The sequence below is a fragment of the Luteococcus sp. H101 genome, from assembly GCF_038433155.1.
In the GTDB taxonomy this organism is placed as follows: Bacteria; Actinomycetota; Actinomycetes; order Propionibacteriales; family Propionibacteriaceae; genus Luteococcus.
Genome location: NZ_JBCDMW010000004.1, coordinates 1 through 16,848 on the forward strand (window position 1 = coordinate 1; position 16,848 = coordinate 16,848).

Genomic DNA, 16,848 nt, shown 5'->3' on the forward strand with positions numbered 1-16,848 from the left:
CCCCCCCCCCCCCCCCCCCCCCCCCCCCCCCCCCCCCTCCCCCCCCCCCCCCCCCCCCCCCCCCCCCCCCCCCCCCCCACTTCTCTCTTGACGCGTCTAGTTCCCGGGCTTGATCGGGTTCAGCGACCCCTTCGGGTTGCCGCTCTCGCCGGCCGCCATCGGCTGCTCTGCCGGCACCTCACCGGGCTGCGGCGCGGCGACGACGGCATGCCCGCCGAACTCATTGCGCATGGCGGCGATCATCTTCATGGCCGGCTTGTCCTCCTGCTGGCTGACGAAGCGCGCAAAGAGGCTGGCCGCGATGGTGGGCACCGGAACACCAAGATCAACAGCCGCATTCACGGTCCACCGGCCCTCGCCGGAGTCCTCCGCAATGTCGTCGATCTTGTCCAGATGGGGGTCCTTCTTGAGGGCGTCGACGGTCAGGTCCAGCAGCCAGGAACGGATCACCGTGCCCTCCTTCCAGGACTCGAAGATCGCCGGGACGTCGGTCACCTCGTCGGCCTTCTCCAGCAGCTCCCAGCCCTCGGCATAGGCCTGCATCAGGGCGTACTCAATGCCGTTGTGCACCATCTTGGCGAAGTGCCCGGCACCGTGTGCGCCGGCGTGCACGAAGCCGTACCCGCCTTCCGGCTTGAGGGCATCGAAGATGGGCTGCACCGTGGCGACGTCGGCAGCCTCGCCACCCACCATCAGCGCGTAGCCGTACTCCAGGCCCCAGATGCCACCGGAGACGCCACAGTCCAGGAAACCGATGCCCTTGGCCTTGAGCTGCTCGGCGTGGCGCTTGTCATTGGTCCACTTGGAGTTGCCGCCGTCGATGATGATGTCGCCGGGGCTGAGCATGTCGGCCAGCTTGGTGATGGTCTCGTCGACGAACTTGATGGGTAGCATCACCCAGACCACCTTGGGGCCCTCGGTGAGCTGGGCCAGCATCTCCTCCAGGCTCGCGACGTCGCTGACCTCGGGGTTCACGTCGTAGCCGATGACGGTGTGCCCGCCCTTGCGGATCCGCTCCCGCATGTTGCCGCCCATCTTGCCCAGGCCGACGAGTCCGATCTGCATGCTGCTTCCTCTCGAAGAAGTCCTCGGTGTACACCGGTTCGTACCCCAGCCTAGGGACATTGGGGCGCTTTGTGGGTGCCGGAGCCGTCCGCCCACAGCGTCATCGCCGGGGCCCTGCTTGGCGGCCCTGCTGAGAACAGATGCATCTCATGAGGGCAACGCAATAGTTGCGTCGGACCCCCGTCCGGCATCTGTTCTGAGCGACGCCTGTGTGGTCAGTCCACCGGGACCTGGCGCTCCTGCTCGGTCAACAGCCGGGAGCGGGTGAGAAAGCGCACTCCTTCGGGGCTCTCCAGGCTGAAGCCGGCGCCCCGCCCCGGAACCGCGTCGATGGTCAGGTGGGTGTGCTGCCAGCCCTGGAACTGGGCCCGGGAGATCCACACCTCCACACCCTCCGGCTGGGCTTCGGGATCCAGCCCGGGGACCGCCAGCCTGCCCAGCAGGACGTCGCTGTCCCCAGTCAGGAAGTCGCCCTGTGGATAACACATCGGCGCGGAGCCGTCACAGCACCCGCCCGACTGGTGGAACATGACCGGACCATGTTTCTCCACCAGCCGGACGAGCACTTCTGCGGCCGCCCGGGTGAGCCCCACCCGGGACGTTGTGGGTTGTGGCAGTTCCTGCCACCAGGCCTGGGACGTCGACGAGCACACGTCACCCTGGGCAGACGGTGGGGCCCCGACGGGTTCGGCCGCCGTGGCCATGTTCAGCTTTCCGCCTCCAGAGGACTTGTGCGTCGTCATGGTCGTCGGCTCAGAAGAAGCCCAGCTTGTCCGGGCTGTAGCTGACCAACAGGTTCTTGGTCTGCTGGTAGTGGTCCAACATCATCTTGTGGTTCTCCCGGCCGATGCCGGACTGCTTGTAGCCACCGAAGGCCGCGTGCGCGGGGTAGTGGTGGTAGCAGTTGGTCCACACCCGGCCGGCCTGGATGGCGCGGCCGATGTGGTAGGCCTTGTGCATGTGGCGGGTCCACAGGCCGGCACCCAGGCCGTAGATGGTGTCGTTGGCAATCTGCATCGCCTCGGCCTCGTCCTCGAAGCTGGTCAGCGCCACCACGGGGCCGAAGATCTCCTCCTGGAAGATCCGCATCGAGTTGTTGCCCTCGAAGATGGTCGGCTGCACGTAGAAGCCGCCGGCCAGGTCTCCACCAAGATCAGCCTTGTCGCCGCCGGTGAGGATCTTGGCGCCCTCGTCGCGGCCGATCTTGAGATAGCTCATGATCTTCTCGAACTGGTCATTGCTGGCCTGGGCACCCATCATGGTGTCGGTGTCCAGCGGATTGCCCTGCACAATCGCCTCGACGCGCTTGATGCCGTCGGCGACGAAGGACTCGTACATGCTCTTCTGCACCAGCGCACGGCTGGGGCAGGTGCACACCTCGCCCTGGTTCAGCGCGAACATCGCGAAGCCCTCCAGCGCCTTGTCGTAGAAGGCGTCCTGCTCCTCCGCGACGTCGGAGAAGAAGATGTTGGGGCTCTTGCCGCCCAGCTCCAGGGTGACCGGGATGATGTTCTGGCTGGCGTACTGCATGATCAGCCGGCCGGTGGTGGTCTCACCGGTGAAGGCGATCTTGGCGATCCGCGGGTTGCTGGCCAGCGGCTTGCCGGCCTCGACGCCGAAACCGTTGACGATGTTCACCACGCCCGGGGGCAGCAGGTCACCGATGATCTCGAACAGCTTGAGGATGCTCCACGGGGTCTGCTCGGCCGGCTTGAGCACGACGGCATTGCCGGCGGCCAGCGCCGGGGCGAGCTTCCAGACCGCCATCAGGATCGGGAAGTTCCACGGGATGATCTGGCCCACCACGCCCAGCGGCTCGTGGAAGTGGTAGGCGACGGTCTCCGAGTCGATCTGGCTGATCGCGCCCTCCTGGGCACGCAGGCAGCCGGCGAAGTAGCGGAAGTGGTCGACGGCCAGCGGGATGTCCGCGTTCAGGGTCTCCCGGACGGCCTTGCCGTTGTCCCAGGTCTCCGCGACGGCGATCTCCTCCAGGTGCTCCTCCATCCGGTCGGCGATCTTCAACAGGATGTTGGAGCGCTCGGTGTTGGAGGTCTTGCCCCAGGCCGGGGCCGCGGCGTGCGCGGCGTCCAGCGCCTTCTCGATGTCCTCGGCGGTGCCGCGGGCAACCCGGGTGAAGACCTGGCCGGTGACCGGGGTGACATTCTCGAAGTACTCGCCCTTGACGGGGTCGACCCACTCGTTGTTGATCCAGTGGCCGTACTTCTCGGCCACCGTGATCGTGGAGTCGCTGGATCCTGGCTGGGGGTAGACGCTCATCTGATTCCCATCGTCGGTGAAGGGTGTGTGATCTTTTTCACACCATACCGACGAGGGCAAGCCAGCGGAACCCCCGCCGGACAGATTCGGGCGGACGCGGCCAGCCGTCCCCAGGCGCCGGGCCAGGAGGTCCGGGACAGAGGGCCTCAATGCCCGGGCCCGCGCGGGACATCACCAGGGCGGGACATGACCCGAGGGGCACCCCAGCGATGGGGTGCCCCTCAGCAGGTCAACGTCGGCCGGATCAGTTGGGCAGGCGCATCAGCATGATCACGTGCTTGTAGTCCGGCAACGGGTCGGAGTCCAGGTCCGCCAGGCCCGTGACCAGGCAGGGCTTGCCGGGCGCGGTGAAGGCGAAGTGCACATAGGGGGTGTCCAGCGCGTTCAGGGCGTCGGAGAGGTAGTGCGGGTTGAAGCCGGCCGCGGTGATCGGGGCGTCGCCGCCGACGTGGTTCTCCACCACGGCCTCGATCGCCTCCGAGGCCTGGGCCTGGTCACCGGTGGCGGCCTCCAGGGCCACCTGGCCGTCGCCGATCATCATCCGCAGCGGGGTGTTGCGCTCCGCCACCAGGGCGACGCGCTTCACGGAGCTGATCAACTCCGCGGTGTTGACCCGCACGGACAGGGCGGCCTGCACATTCATCAGGTGCCGCACCTTGGGGAATTCGCCGTCCAGCAGGCGGGTGGTGATCTGGCGGGTGCCGCCGGAACCCTCGCCCTCGAAGCCGATCAGGCCGTCGCCGGCCGAGGCATTGGACAGGCTCATGGTGACGTTCTCGCCGGAGACCATGCTCTTGGCAGTCTCGCTGAGCACCTTGGCGGGCACCAGCGCGGCGCCGGAGGCCTGGGAATCGGCGGGCCGCCACGTGAGCTCCTTGAGGGCCATCCGGTAGCGGTCGGTGGCCAGCAGGGAGAGGGTCTCGCCCTCGATCTCCACCCGGACACCGGTGAAGACCGGCAGCAGCTCGTCGCGGCCGGCGGCGACGACCACCTGGCCGACGGCCTTGGAGAAGTCCTCGCTGGCCACGGTGCCGGTGGCGGCGGGCATCTCCGGCAGGTTGGGGTAGTCATCGACGGGCAGCGTCTGCAGCGTGAACCGGGCCGAGCCGCAGACCAGTTCCACCCGGGACTGGTCGGCCGTCAGCTCGACGGGCTTGTTGGGCAGGCTGCGGGCGATGTCGGCCAGCAGCCGGCCGGAGACCAGAGCCTCGCCCGGCTCGTCCACCTGGGCGTGGATGTTGATCTGGGCCGACGTCTCGTAGTCGAAGCTAGACATGGTGACGCCGTCGGGGGTGGCCTTGACCAGCAGGCCGGCCAGGATCGGGACGCTCGGGCGGCTCGGCAGGCTGCGGGCAGCCCAGGCCACCGCCTCGGCCATCACATCGCGTTCCAGGCGAATCTTCACGGCGTCCCCTTCGGTTCTGGTTCTGATGCCCGCAAAACCCGTGTGGCTGGCCCCTTTGGCGCCAACGCGACGGGTGCAGTGCGGCGCTGGCATCATATCCAAGCCGGGCCCGACGCGCACCGGCGCGAGCCACTGACCGGGGCAACCCTCCAGCCCAGCGTGAGGTTCACACGGCCAGGGCCGTCGCGACGCTCACTCCTGGGCGATGACGCTCACTCCTGGGCAATGGCGTCCAGCACGTTCAGTCGCGCGGCCCGTCGGGCCGGCCAGACCGCCGCCAGCACACCCACCAGGGCGGCCACCGCCAGGAAGAGCAGCAAACGCCCCCACGGGATGGCCAGGGTGCTCAGGCCGCTGTCTGCCAGTACCCGCTGCAGTGCGGCGCCGAAGACCACGCCCAGACTGATCCCCAGGATGGAGCCCAGCAGGGCAATCACGACGGACTCCAGGGTGATCATGGCGCGCAACTGCCCGCGGGTCAGGGCGATGGCCCGCAGCAGGCCGATCTCCCGGGTACGCTCCACCACCGACAGGCCCAGGGTGTTGACGATGCCCAGGATGGAGATCACCACCGCCAGGCCCAGCAGGCCGTAGATCACGTTCAGCAGCTGGTTCACCTGGCTGGAGCGGTTCTCGATCAATTCCTGGGCGTCCATCACCCGCACCATCGGCAACTCGTCGGTGAACTTGTCCATCTCGCCGTGCACCCGCTTGAGATCCGCGCCCGGCGCAAGTTCCACGCTCAGCAGCTGGTCCTGGTTGGGCGGCACGAACTTCGCTCCCGTCTTCTGGTTGACCACCAGGTTGCCCATACTGCCACCCTCGGCATCGGTGAACAGCCCCACCACCTTCAGGGGAGTGGGCTTGCGGTCCCCGCCGATCACGGTGACCACGTCCCCCACCTTCTTGCCCCACTCCTCGGCGGCATCCCGATTCAGCACGGTCTCGTTCATCCCGGTGGCCTGACGGCCGGCCACCAGTTCCTGGGCCAGCATCCGGTTGAAGCTGGCCGGGTCCTGCACCGCCAGCCAGGTGCGTTGGCCGTCGCGGATCACCATCCCGCCTCGCAGGATGTTGACCTTCTGCACGCCGTCGATCTTCTGCGTCTGCTCGGCGATCGAGTGCGGGAAGTTGCCGAAGGTGGCCGACTCCACCATCAGGTCCCCGCGCAGGCCCTCGCTGATCGCGGTGCGCAAGGAACTCGACGCGGAACTGCCCAGCACGGACAGCGCACTGACCAGGGCCAGGGAGAGCATCAGGGCCGACGCGGTGGCGGCGGTGCGGCGCGGCTGGCGGGTGGCATTGAGTTCGGCCAGCTTGCCCACCTCGCCGAAGGCGGAGCGGTAGGCCCTGCCCAGCAGCCAGGTCACCGGCCGGCCCATCCACGGGCTGGCGGCGGCCACGCCCAGCAGCACCGCGGCGGCACCGACACCAACCACCAGGGCCCGGTCGTCGTCCAGCCACCACAGCCCGCTCACCATCGCCAGGGCACCGGCCAGCCCCAGCGCAACGCCGAACCAGATCCGTCGTCCCAGACCCTTGTCGGTATTGCTCAGGGCACCGGTCATGGCGGTCACCGGCGGCACCTTGCTGGCGGCCCGGGCCGGCATCCAGGCCGCCACCAGGGTGACCAGGGTGCCGATCAGGTAGGAGGCCAGGATGGCATTCCAACCGGGGCGGGGGACCTTGCCGCCGAAGTCCATCCCCATCTGGCCGAAGAGCTGGACGATCCCGATGGCCAGCAGCCAGCCCACGAACAGGCCGATGGTGGCGCCCACCAGTCCGATCACCAGCGCCTCGAGCAGCACGGTGTTGCGCACCTGCCCGCGGCTGGCGCCCATCGCCCGGAAGAGCGCCAGCTCCCGGCTGCGTTGCGCCACCAGGATGGAGAAGGTGTTGACGATCAGGAAGCTGGCCACCACCAGGGCAATGGCGGCGAAGACCAGCAGGAAGGTGTCGATGAAGCTCAGCCCCTGGTTGACCACCGACGCGGTGGCGTCGGCCGCCTTCTGCCCGTCGACCGCCTCATAACCCTGGGGCACCACCGTGCCCACCTCCGCGCTCATCGCGACGGGGTCCTTACCCGGCTCCAGACTGACCCAACCGGTCTGGAAGACCTTCTTGCCCCCCAGGAAGAGCCGCTGCGCCTCGGCGTCGGTGAAGAAGGAGTACATCGCGCCGGCGCTGCCGCCGCTACCCCAGGAGGCGGTGCCGACGATGGTCTTGGTGAAGCTGCCGGCCGCGGAGCTGACGAACTTCATCCGGTCACCGATCCGGTACCCGGAGCGCTCCAAGGTCTTGGGGTCCACCACCACCTCGTCGGTGGTGCGCGGTTCCCGGCCCTCCTTCAGGGTCACCCCGGGGGTGTTGCCCAGGGCCGGGGCGGTCAACCAGTTGGACGCGATCCCCGGGGCCCCGCCGACATTGAGCACCTTGCCGTCGGAGCCGATCGGGAAGACCTCGGTCATGGAGACCACGCCCTCGGCCTGCTGCACCCCGGGCACGGCGCGGATCTTCTCCAGGTCCGCCGGGGTGAGCACCATGGCCGTGCTGCTCACCTGGGACATGTCCATGGACTGCGGGTCATAGGTGCCCTTGACCACCACGTTCACGTCTGCGACGGTGCCGCGCATGATGTCGTCGAAGGTGGACTTCAGCATCCCGGTGAAGATCAGGGTGCCGGCCACGAAGGCGACACCCAGCATGATCGCCACCGCGCTCATCAGCAGGCGCAGCTTGCGCGCCAGCAGCGACTTGAAGGAGGCCTTGTACATCTCAGCCCTCCGCCGCGCGCCGCGGCCGGACCAGTGCGGCACCCGCAGCAGGGGAGTTGTCAGCCGCGGAGTTCTCAGCAGCAAGGGTGGTCCCGGACGGTGCGGCATCGCGTCGGTTCGCGGCCTGGTCCGCGGCGGCGTCCTCGTCCAGGAAGCGCGGATCCAGCCGGGCCATCTGGTCCAGCACCGATTCCCGGGTGGGGTCCAAGACATCACCGACGATCCGGCCGTCGGCTAGGAAAAGCGCCCGGTCCGCGTAGCTGGCGGCCACCGGGTCGTGCGTGACCATCACGATGGTCTGGCCGAAGTCGTCGACGCTCTGCCGCAGGAAGGCCAGCACCTCGGCGGAGGAGCGCGAGTCCAGGTTGCCGGTGGGTTCGTCGGCGAAAATGATCTCCGGCTTGCCCACCAGGGCCCGGGCGCAGGCCACCCGCTGCTGCTGCCCACCGGACAGCTCCGACGGCTTGTGACCCAGCCGATCACCCAGGCCGACGGTGTCGATGATCCGGCGGTACCAGTCCGGGTCGGGTTGGCGGCCGGCGATGGCCAGCGGCAGCAGGATGTTCTCCTCGGCGGTCAGCGTCGGCACCAGGTTGAAGGCCTGGAAGATGAACCCCACCCGGTCCCGGCGCAGCTGGGTGAGCTCCTTGTCCTTCAGCCTGCCGATGGCGGTCTCGCCCACCATCACCTCCCCGGAAGTGGGTACGTCCAGCCCGGCGGCGCAGTGCATCAGCGTCGACTTGCCGGAACCCGAGGGGCCCATCACCGCGGTGAACTCGCCACGACGGAAGTCGACGTCGACGCCAGCCAGCGCGATCACCTGGGCATCGCCCTGGCCATAGTGTTTGGTCAGGCCGCGGGCGCTGGCGGCCACCTCGGCAGTGGTGGGGTTGGGGTTGGCGGGCTGCGGTGTGGTCATGTCTGCTGCTCCTGTCGGTCCAGCCACCACCCTATTGAGCCCGATGCCCCCGTTGGGGGTACTCAGGGTTGGATCCGGGACGCACCCGGGAGCGTTCACGTGTGGTTTGCCCGCCGTTGTGCACAGGTTGGCTGGGGGCTGACTTTGAAGATCGTGGAGATATGTAGAACTTCATCATCGTCATCACTTCTGTGGAAGCTGTGGAAAACCACCGTTTGTGCTTGTCATCCTCCGATTCTTTGTCCTTTGGGGATGTGGACGGGCGGCGGAACAGCGGGTGCGGCGTGTGGATCGAGGGGCTACCCGACTCTGCCCATCCACCACTCGCACACAGCGAGCAGTGAACTTTTCCACAGTTGTCCACAGGCTTGCTGTGGATTGTGCACAAGGCGGGCGACGGGAATCGGGCCCGGGTGGGGCCGTGAGACGGGGCATTGGCCCGCGAACCGTCCACGCACGATACTGGCCAGTGCAGACGTCGCCACCGGGGCGACGGGAGAGAGTGAGACCCGTGAGCGGAACCGACCAGCACGAGCCCAGCCCGAAGGGTGATCGGCGTCGCGCCCAGATCATCGAGACGGCCATCCAGCTCTTCGGCGAGGTGGGTTACCGCGGGACCTCCCTGCGGGACATCGCGGCCAAGGTGGGGATCACCCACCCCGGGCTGCTGTACCACTTCCACTCCAAGGAGGAACTGCTGCTGGAGGTGCTCGCCCGGCGCGACGAGGACGACGGCGCCCGTTTTCACACCAAGGATGCCGACTCCACCCCGGTGGAGAAGCTGCGGGCGATGGTGAACATCGTCGAGCACAATTCCCAGCGGCACGGCATCGTCGAACTGTTCAGCACGCTGTCCGCCGAGGCGACCGACCCGGGTCACCCGGCGCACACCTACTTCACGCTGCGCTACGAGATGCTGGCGGACAGCAACACCGCCCTCTTCCAGGCGCTGGCCAACGAGGGCCTGCTGCGCCCTGAGGTCTCGCCCGCCAGTGCTGCCCGCAGCCTGATTGCGCTGATGGACGGCCTGCAGGTGCAGTGGCTCTACGACGAGCGCGGGGTGGACATGGTGGCCGACGTGAGCACCTACCTGGACGCCATCCTGGTCAAGCCGCTGGCGACGCTGGAGGCCGAGCAGGCCCAGGGCTGAGCCGTCCCTCCTGTCAGGACAAGCCAAGGCCTCGACAAGCCTGGGCCTCGACAGGCTCGGCCACCGTGGTGACGTGGGGCCTGACCAGCCACGGTCCCCGAGCGCGTCGAGGGGTGGTCCCAGCTCACGGGCAGTGAGCGTAGGCGAAGCCGAAGCGACCCCGTGAGTTACTGACCCTGCTGCTTGATCCGGTTGGTGAGCTCGGTCACCTGGTTGAAGACGCTGCGACGCTCCCGGAGCAGTTCGCGGATCTTGCGGTCCGCGTGCATCACCGTCGTGTGATCCTTGCCACCGAAGAGCTGGCCGATCTTGGGCAGGCTCATGTCGGTCAGTTCCCGGCAGAGGTACATCGCGATCTGGCGGGCGGTGACCAGGACGTGGGTCCGGGAGGCGCCGGTGAGCTCCTCCATGGTGATGCCGAAGTAGGCGGCCGTCTCGTTCATGATCAGCTGCGGCGTGACCTCGGCCTCGGTCCCCTCCGGGATCAGGTCCTTGAGCACGATCTGCGCCAGCTCCAGGTCGACCTCCTGGCGCTGCAGGCTGGCGAAGGCGGTGACCCGGATCAGGGCACCCTCCAGCTCGCGGATGTTGGTCTGGATGCGCGACGCGATGAACTCCAGCACCTCCGGCCCGGCGGTCAGGTTCTGGGTGGCCGCCATCCGCTTCAGGATGGCGATCCTGGTCTCCAGGTCCGGCGGCTGGATGTCGGTGATCAGGCCCCACTCGAAGCGGCTGCGCAGCCGGGGTTCGAGGGCCTCCAACAACTTGGGCGGCCGGTCGGAGGTCATCACGATCTGCTTCTGCGCATTGTGCAGCGTGTTGAAGGTGTGGAAGAACTCCTCCTGCGTCTGGATCTTGGACTCCAGGAACTGGATGTCGTCGATCAGCAGGACGTCGACGTCGCGATAGGTGCGGCGGAACTGCGCGGTGCGGTTGTCGCTGATGGCGTTGATGAAGTCATTGGTCAGCTCCTCGGTGCTGACGTACTTCACCCGGACCCGGTCGTAGTAGTTGTGCACATAGTGACCGATGGCGTGCAGCAGGTGGGTCTTGCCCAGCCCGGACTCGCCGTAGATCATCAGCGGGTTGTAGCTCTTGCCCGGGGCCTCCGCGACGGCGGCGGCCGCGGCGTGGGCGAATCGGTTGGAGGAGCCGATCACGAAGGTTTCGAAGGTGTACTTCGGGTTCAACCGGTCCAGATCGGCCGAGGGGCTGGCCGTGGCGGGGGCGGCGCCGGGCCGGGGACGTTCCTGGTCCGGCTTGGGGATGAACTGGGCCGGCTCCGGATCCAGCTCCTCGGGATCCTCGTCGCGCTCCGGCACCTCCAGGCTCAGCTCCAGGTCGGGTTCGACGGTGATGGCCAGCCGCATCTGCCGGTGGAAGAAGTCGGACAGCGCTTCCTCGATCTGCACCCGCATCCGGGTCTCGATCCGTTCCCGGGTGAACTCATTGGGCACCGCGATCATCACGGTGGACTCGTGCATGGTCAGCGGGCGGGTGTTCTTCAGCCAGGCCTTGTTGGGGCCCTGGGCGCTGGTCTGGATGTGCTTCCACGCCTTGGTCAGCTGGGCGGCAGGGTCCACGGGCGCCCTGTGCTCTGCCGGATTGCTCACTGACACACCCATCACTCCACCGCGGCGATCGGGCAGTGCGTCCTCGTGGCGGGTACGAGGTGCCCGTGATTCCCCTGCAGGGAATGCTGTCTTGACCAACTGCTGCGCTTACCAACTGCTGTGCTGACAAGTATCCACATAGTTTTCCACAGGCTGTGGGCGGGGGTCCCCCGTCGACACTCCCAGACGCGTCCCGGGCCTGTGGACAACTCAATGGCTCAGACCGTAGACGATACTTCCGGGCCGACGAAGTGGGCAAGCTGGGCCCTGGGATTTGTTTGGGTGCCGACGGCGTGTCGGCTGGACTACATGGTTGTAGTTCTCCCGTCGCTGGCCGGGCTGGGCAGGCCGGTTTGCCCCGCGGGTGTCAAAACCCGTATCGTTGACCAGTCGCTGGCAGTCGGCGACGCACTTCCCCGTGCCGGAATGGACCCCGCAAGGTGTCTGTCCGTTCCGGGTTCCGCCTTCGAAGACAAAAGGGAGTAATCCCCGTGAGCAAGCGTACTTTCCAGCCCAGCAACCGTCGCCGCAGCCGCACCCATGGCTTCCGCGCCCGGATGAGCACCCGCGCCGGTCGCGCCATCCTGGCGGCTCGTCGCCGCAAGGGTCGCGCCGAGCTGTCTGCCTGACGAGTTCGGGTGCTCCCCGCCCAGACCCGGATGCGTCATGCATCCGAATTCCGCCAGACCATGCGTGGCGGGGTCCGGGCGGCGAGACCCACTCTCGTCGTGCACGCACACCGCACCAACAGCCCCCCTTCCCGGGTGGGCTTTGTTGTGTCCAAGGCCGTAGGCAATGCCGTCACCCGCAACCGGGTGAAGCGTCGCCTACGGCATCTTGTGCTTCCCCTGCTGGCCACCTCGCCCGACGTGCGGGTGGTGGTCCGGGCCCTGCCCGCCGCCGCCACCAGCCCCGATCGGCTGGCCGAGGACCTGGCCCAGGCCTGGGCCAAGTGTCTGGCCCGCTTGGGCGTGGAGCCCGGCGTCGCCACGGGGGACAATGGCAAGGACGCCAACCCGGAGGGCATGCCGTGAAGTACCCGCTGATCGCCTTCGTGCGGCTCTGGCGTGCCCTGATCTCCCCCCTGTACGGCAATGTCTGCAAGTACCACCCCTCCTGCTCGGCCTATGGCCTGCGCGCCCTGCAGACCCGCGGGGCCCTGATGGGGAGTCTGCTGACCGTCTGGCGGATCCTGCGTTGCAATCCGTGGTCCCCCGGTGGTTATGACCCGGTACCCGGAACCCCCGAGCATGCGGCCTGGCTGGCCGAACAGGCCGCCGACGCACCCAAGATCTCCTCCGTCGTCGTCCCGGCTCATTGCGCGGCGACGGATCCTTCCCACAACACCCGAGGTGAAATCTGATGGCTCCACTCCACGAAGTGCTGCTGTTCTTCGGGCTGAAGAGCGCGTTCATGGGCTTTGCCCACGCGGTCATGCAGCCCATCTACTGGGCCGTGTCCGGCCTGATCGTCCTGGCCCACAAGCTGTGGTCCCCACTGTTCGGTGCGGACACCGGCCTGACCTGGGTGCTGTCCATCGTCACGCTGGTGATCGTGATCCGTACCCTGCTGATCCCGCTGTTCGTCAAGCAGATCAACTCCGCGCGGGACATGCAGCTGATCCAGCCCAAGGTGCGCGCACTCCAGGAGAAGTACGGCAGTGATCGCGAGCGGCTTGGTCAGGAGACCATGAAGCTGTACCGGGAGGAGGGTGTCAACCCCGCCGCCTCCTGCCTGCCGGCACTGCTGCAGATGCCGATCTTCCTGGCCCTGTTCCGGGTGCTCGACGGCGCCTCGCGCGGTATCCCCCGCGGCACCTTCTTCCGGGAGAACCCGGAGCTGATGACCTCGCTGCAGCACGCCACCTTCCTCAAGGCCCAGCTGGCCGGCCGCTTCCTGCCGCTGGACCACGGCTTCGGCGCCAACCAGATCATGGCGATGACCCTGATCGTGCTGATGACCGCCGTGCTGTTCATCCAGCAGAAGGAGCTGATGGTGCGCAACATGCCACCGGAAGCCCTCGTCGGCCCGATGGCGCAGCAGCAGAAGATGATGCTCTACATGTTCCCGATCATGTACCTGTTCTCGGGTCTCTACATCCCGATCGGCGTGCTGGTCTACTGGATGACCACCAACCTGTGGACCCTGGCCCAGCAGTACATCCTGATCCACAACAACCCGACGCCCGGTACCCCTGCCTACATCGACTGGCAGGAGCGGATGCGGGCCAAGGGCAAGGATCCGGTCAAGATCGAGGCCGAGCGTCGGGCCAAGCGGCAGCGCAACCGCGTTCCCGCCACCGTCGCCACCCCTGCGGCCAACGAGGAGGGCGCCAAGCCCACCGTCGCGCGGCAGGGGGTCACCCGGCAGACCGTGCGCCGCACCGCCGACGGCGGCCAGCAGGTGGTGCAGCGTCAGCAGCCTGCCCGCCAGCCGCGCCAGGCCCGCAAGAAGAAGAAGTAGGGCCCGCCCACTCCCCTGTTTTCACGGTGCGGGCCGGCAACCCAGCCGCCGGGCGCACCACCCCATCCCTAGGAGAACACCATGAGCGAACAGCTCAGCACCCCCGAGGTGCCAGCCGAGGTCACCGACGAAGCTGCCGTGGCCGAACAGGAGCAGGCCCCGGCCCGCCAGACCGCGGAAGACGTCACCGCCGAGGAGCTGGCCAAGGACGCCGAGATCCTGTCCCCCGCCTCCACGCCGGCGTCGGAGGACGACGACGAAGACGATCAGGCCGAGGACGATGCCGACGCTGAGGACGACGAGGAGTCGGACGATCCGCTGGACGCCGAGGGCGACATCGCCGCGGACTACCTGGAGGAGCTGCTGGACATCGCCGATCTGGATGGCGACATCGACACCTACTCCGAGGGCGGCCGGGCCCACGTCTCGATCGTGACCGACACCGAGATCCTGGTGGGCAAGAACGGCGAGGTGCTGGACGCCCTGCAGGAGCTCTCCCGGCTGGCCGTGATGACCGAGACGGGCCACCGGAGCCGGCTGATGCTGGACATCGCCGGGCACCGTGAGCGCCGCCGCAAGGAGCTGCAGGTGCTGGCGCACGACGCCATTGCCGAGGTGAAGACCTCCGGGGAGGCCGTGCGGCTGGCGCCGATGAACCCCTTCGAGCGCAAGATCGTGCACGACGCGGTGGCCGAGGCCGGGCTGGTCAGCGAGTCCGAGGGCGTGGAGCCCAAGCGACGCGTGGTGGTGCTGCCCGCCGGCTGAGCGGCCACCCCGAAACCAACCCACCCGGGATCATCCCAAGGGCCCGGCGGAGCATCCGTCGGGCCCTTGTCATGCCCCAGGCACCGTGCTCCGGGCTGCCCTGCGGCAGGGCGTCGTGGGGTCCCGGCAGGGCAGGCGCGGCCGTCAGCGTTCGCTGGCCAGCAGGGCATAGGCGTAGGAGTCCAGCCACTCCCCCGAACGGTGCAGGGAGTCCTGGCGGAAGGTGCCCTCGCGTCGCATCCCGATCCGTTCCATGATGCGCCAGGAGGGCTCGTTGGCGGCGAAACAGTAGGCGGTCACCCGGCGGTAGTCGGCGTCGAAGGCGATCTCCAGCAGCGCGGCGGCCAGCTCGGTGCCCAGCCCCCGGCCCTGCTGGTCGGGGGCGATCAGCCAGCCAATCTCAGCCTGGGCTCCCGCCGCGCGGATCCGCACCTCGTCCTGCGCCCACGCCGTCTCCGGCGCCACCTTGCCGAGCCCCACCATCCGGCCGACGCTGTCTTCGGCCACCACCCAGAGCGACAGCCGGTTGCCCAACGACGAAGGTAGTTCTCCCGATCCCGGGGAATGCTGGTCAGCCAGGTGCTCATCCCCGGCTGGGTTCGCCAGGTCCAGACGGCTTCGCCATCCGAGGGGGTGGCAGGTCGAATCGTCAGGCGTGCGGTGGTGCGCGGCCAGCTCAGCGCGTCGAGACCCGTCGTCATGACCTCTCCTAGTCGGCGTCCTCACAGCATGTCAGTCGACGAGGAAAGCACAACCGGTCGTTTCACGTGGAACTGGGCGTGACGTGGTTTCGGTTGACGGCCGGTGGTGGACCAGAAGGCCTGCCGGGGCTGGTCTGGTCCTGTCCGGATGTGGCTGTAGTGGAGGTCCCGCGCATGATGTGAAGTCAGAAGACCGCCCGTGCCGTGCGCCAGGGCGGGGCCCGGGGCCGAGGCAGACGGATGGGTCGAGCCTTCTGATGCCTGCAGGGCTGGGGCAGTAGGTGCCGCCGGTAGGCTGGGCGGGCAACCACATCGGAGGAGCGGCATGGATCCCATTCGGCAGGCGCAGGCGGTCTATGGAGAAGCCTTCAAAACGATTAATCGATATGTCGACATTTTGGCGACGAAGGGTATTGACTGGGGGCTGATGGGTCCCCGGGAGAAGGACCGGTTGTGGGACCGGCACATCCTGAATTCCGCGGCCTTGGCGGACCTCATCCCGGAAGGCAGCACAGTTGTGGACGTCGGTAGCGGCGCCGGTCTGCCCGGCATTCCGCTGGCCATCCTTCGACCCGATCTGCAGATCACCCTGCTGGAACCCCTGCTGCGTCGGTTCAACTTCTTGGGCGAGACCGTGGACGAGCTCGGGCTGGCGGAGCACGTGACGGTCCAGCGAGGACGAGCCGAGGACTGCGACCAGACCTTCGACGTGGTGACCTGCCGCGCCGTGGCCAATGTCCAGAAACTCCTGGGCTGGTGCACCCCCCTGTTCTATCCGCATGGGCGATTGGTGGCCTTGAAGGGGGATTCGGTGGACCAGGAGATCATCGACGCCTCCCGTCGGCTGGAGGCCAGTCGGCTCGAAGCCGAGGTCTTCCAGGTGAGGGCGCACCCCGAGGCCGAGGTAACCAAGGCGCTGGTGATCAAGCCAGTCCGCTGAGTGCCGCTCTGGGCCGTTGTGGTGATCGCCGGGCCGTCCACGAATTCCTGTTTCACGTGAAACACGGGGTGGGTTAGTCGAGCGGACCCAGCCACGGCGGCCGAGCTTGTCGAGGGTACGCAACCACGGTGGCCGTGCTTGTCGAGGGTACGCAACCACGGTGGCCGTGCTTGTCGAGCCCCCGGGCGCAGTGACCCGGGTTGGGTCGACGTCGGGTCGGCAGCCTCTGGCGCTGCGTCTCGTCGACGCTCGCTCGCTCGCGTCTCCTCGCGGAACCGCGCCGCAAGGCTCCGAGCCCGACGACGTCCCTTGCCAATCAAGTCCCCTGGGCTTGTAGAGGGAATCAACCAAGTCGGCGATGCTTCCGAGGGGTCTGAAGCAGTCCCCGTGCGGCCTCGGGCCTGCTAAGGGAACCCGACCACGCGATGGTCGAGGCTGTCGAGGAACTCAGCCACGTCGGCCGAGCTTGTCGAGGCCCTGGGCGTAACTCCCCGATCGGCCCGGCAGCTGCTCGGCAGCCCAGACGGAGCGGGCAAGCAAGCACGGTGCTCGAGCTTGTCGAGGGCTTCTCGTACAGGGTCGGTTCATCGTCGGATCGGTGGCCTCTGGCGCTGCGTCTCGTCGACGCTCGCTCGCTCGCGTCTCCTCGCGGAACCGCGTTGCGAGGCTCCGAGCCCGACGACGAACCTCACCACCGGCTCCCGAACCTGTGGCAGGAACCCGACCACGGTCCCGGAGCCCGTCGGGGGAACCCAGCCACGGTCCCCGAGCCAGCG

The 16,848-nt window shown here is 67.8% G+C and carries 14 protein-coding genes and 1 pseudogene; 7 read left to right on the top strand and 8 right to left on the bottom strand.

Annotated features, from left to right (window positions below; genetic code table 11):
- Positions 1-96 precede the first annotated feature (96 nt).
- The 6 genes from gnd to AAEX60_RS00690 all read right to left on the bottom strand — a co-directional run bounded on the left by gnd (position 97) and on the right by AAEX60_RS00690 (position 8,440).
- Positions 97-1,065, bottom strand: a complete 969-nt coding sequence (gene gnd, locus AAEX60_RS00665) for a phosphogluconate dehydrogenase (NAD(+)-dependent, decarboxylating) (protein ID WP_342100334.1) — start codon at positions 1,063-1,065, stop codon at positions 97-99.
- 215 nt (positions 1,066-1,280) lie between these two features.
- Complete coding sequence (locus tag AAEX60_RS00670; protein ID WP_342100467.1) at positions 1,281-1,718, bottom strand: DUF779 domain-containing protein; 438 nt, start codon at positions 1,716-1,718, stop codon at positions 1,281-1,283.
- Positions 1,719-1,818: 100 nt separating this feature from the next.
- Positions 1,819-3,342, bottom strand: coding sequence for an acetaldehyde dehydrogenase ExaC (gene exaC, locus AAEX60_RS00675; RefSeq protein ID WP_342100336.1), 1,524 nt, complete (start codon positions 3,340-3,342; stop codon positions 1,819-1,821).
- A gap of 244 nt (positions 3,343-3,586) precedes the next feature.
- Entirely contained in the window at positions 3,587-4,747 is a 1,161-nt protein-coding gene (gene dnaN, locus AAEX60_RS00680) for a DNA polymerase III subunit beta (RefSeq protein WP_342100338.1), read from the bottom strand.
- A 212-nt stretch (positions 4,748-4,959) separates the two neighbouring features.
- A complete protein-coding gene (locus AAEX60_RS00685) occupies positions 4,960-7,521 on the bottom strand; it encodes an ABC transporter permease (protein WP_342100340.1) in 2,562 nt (853 codons plus the stop codon).
- 1 nt (position 7,522) lies between these two features.
- Complete coding sequence (locus AAEX60_RS00690; RefSeq protein ID WP_342100341.1) at positions 7,523-8,440, bottom strand: ABC transporter ATP-binding protein; 918 nt, start codon at positions 8,438-8,440, stop codon at positions 7,523-7,525.
- A gap of 511 nt (positions 8,441-8,951) precedes the next feature.
- Here AAEX60_RS00690 and AAEX60_RS00695 point away from each other — a divergent pair.
- Positions 8,952-9,590 carry a TetR/AcrR family transcriptional regulator gene (locus AAEX60_RS00695; protein WP_342100342.1) on the top strand — a complete coding sequence of 213 codons (639 nt, stop codon included), beginning with the start codon at positions 8,952-8,954 and terminating at the stop codon, positions 9,588-9,590.
- 167 nt (positions 9,591-9,757) lie between these two features.
- On the opposite strand, the gene dnaA is transcribed toward AAEX60_RS00695, so the two are convergent.
- Positions 9,758-11,203, bottom strand: a complete 1,446-nt coding sequence (gene dnaA, locus AAEX60_RS00700; protein ID WP_342100343.1) for a chromosomal replication initiator protein DnaA — start codon at positions 11,201-11,203, stop codon at positions 9,758-9,760.
- Between the two features lie 491 nt (positions 11,204-11,694).
- Here dnaA and rpmH point away from each other — a divergent pair, with 491 nt between their 5' ends.
- The 5 genes and pseudogenes from rpmH to AAEX60_RS00725 all read left to right on the top strand — a co-directional run bounded on the left by rpmH (position 11,695) and on the right by AAEX60_RS00725 (position 14,431).
- The gene (gene rpmH / locus AAEX60_RS00705) at positions 11,695-11,832 is read left to right on the top strand and encodes a 50S ribosomal protein L34 (RefSeq protein WP_342091803.1); all 138 of its coding nucleotides are present in this window, start codon (positions 11,695-11,697) and stop codon (positions 11,830-11,832) included.
- A 9-nt stretch (positions 11,833-11,841) separates the two neighbouring features.
- The gene (rnpA, locus tag AAEX60_RS00710) at positions 11,842-12,237 is read left to right on the top strand and encodes a ribonuclease P protein component (protein WP_342100344.1); all 396 of its coding nucleotides are present in this window, start codon (positions 11,842-11,844) and stop codon (positions 12,235-12,237) included.
- An 11-nt stretch (positions 12,238-12,248) separates the two neighbouring features.
- A pseudogene (gene yidD, locus AAEX60_RS00715) lies at positions 12,249-12,464 on the top strand (membrane protein insertion efficiency factor YidD); the annotation flags it as partial.
- Between the two features lie 101 nt (positions 12,465-12,565).
- Complete coding sequence (yidC, locus tag AAEX60_RS00720; RefSeq protein WP_446721216.1) at positions 12,566-13,666, top strand: membrane protein insertase YidC; 1,101 nt, start codon at positions 12,566-12,568, stop codon at positions 13,664-13,666.
- 318 nt (positions 13,667-13,984) lie between these two features.
- Positions 13,985-14,431 (top strand): Jag family protein, encoded by a 447-nt coding sequence (locus AAEX60_RS00725; RefSeq protein ID WP_446721226.1) that lies wholly within the window; start codon positions 13,985-13,987, stop codon positions 14,429-14,431.
- A 144-nt stretch (positions 14,432-14,575) separates the two neighbouring features.
- Here AAEX60_RS00725 and AAEX60_RS00730 read toward each other — a convergent pair whose 3' ends face one another.
- Positions 14,576-14,938 carry a GNAT family N-acetyltransferase gene (locus tag AAEX60_RS00730; RefSeq protein WP_342100345.1) on the bottom strand — a complete coding sequence of 121 codons (363 nt, stop codon included), beginning with the start codon at positions 14,936-14,938 and terminating at the stop codon, positions 14,576-14,578.
- Positions 14,939-15,457: 519 nt separating this feature from the next.
- Between AAEX60_RS00730 and rsmG the strand changes: the two genes are divergently transcribed.
- Positions 15,458-16,072, top strand: coding sequence for a 16S rRNA (guanine(527)-N(7))-methyltransferase RsmG (rsmG, locus tag AAEX60_RS00735; protein WP_342100346.1), 615 nt, complete (start codon positions 15,458-15,460; stop codon positions 16,070-16,072).
- Positions 16,073-16,848: the final 776 nt, after the last annotated feature.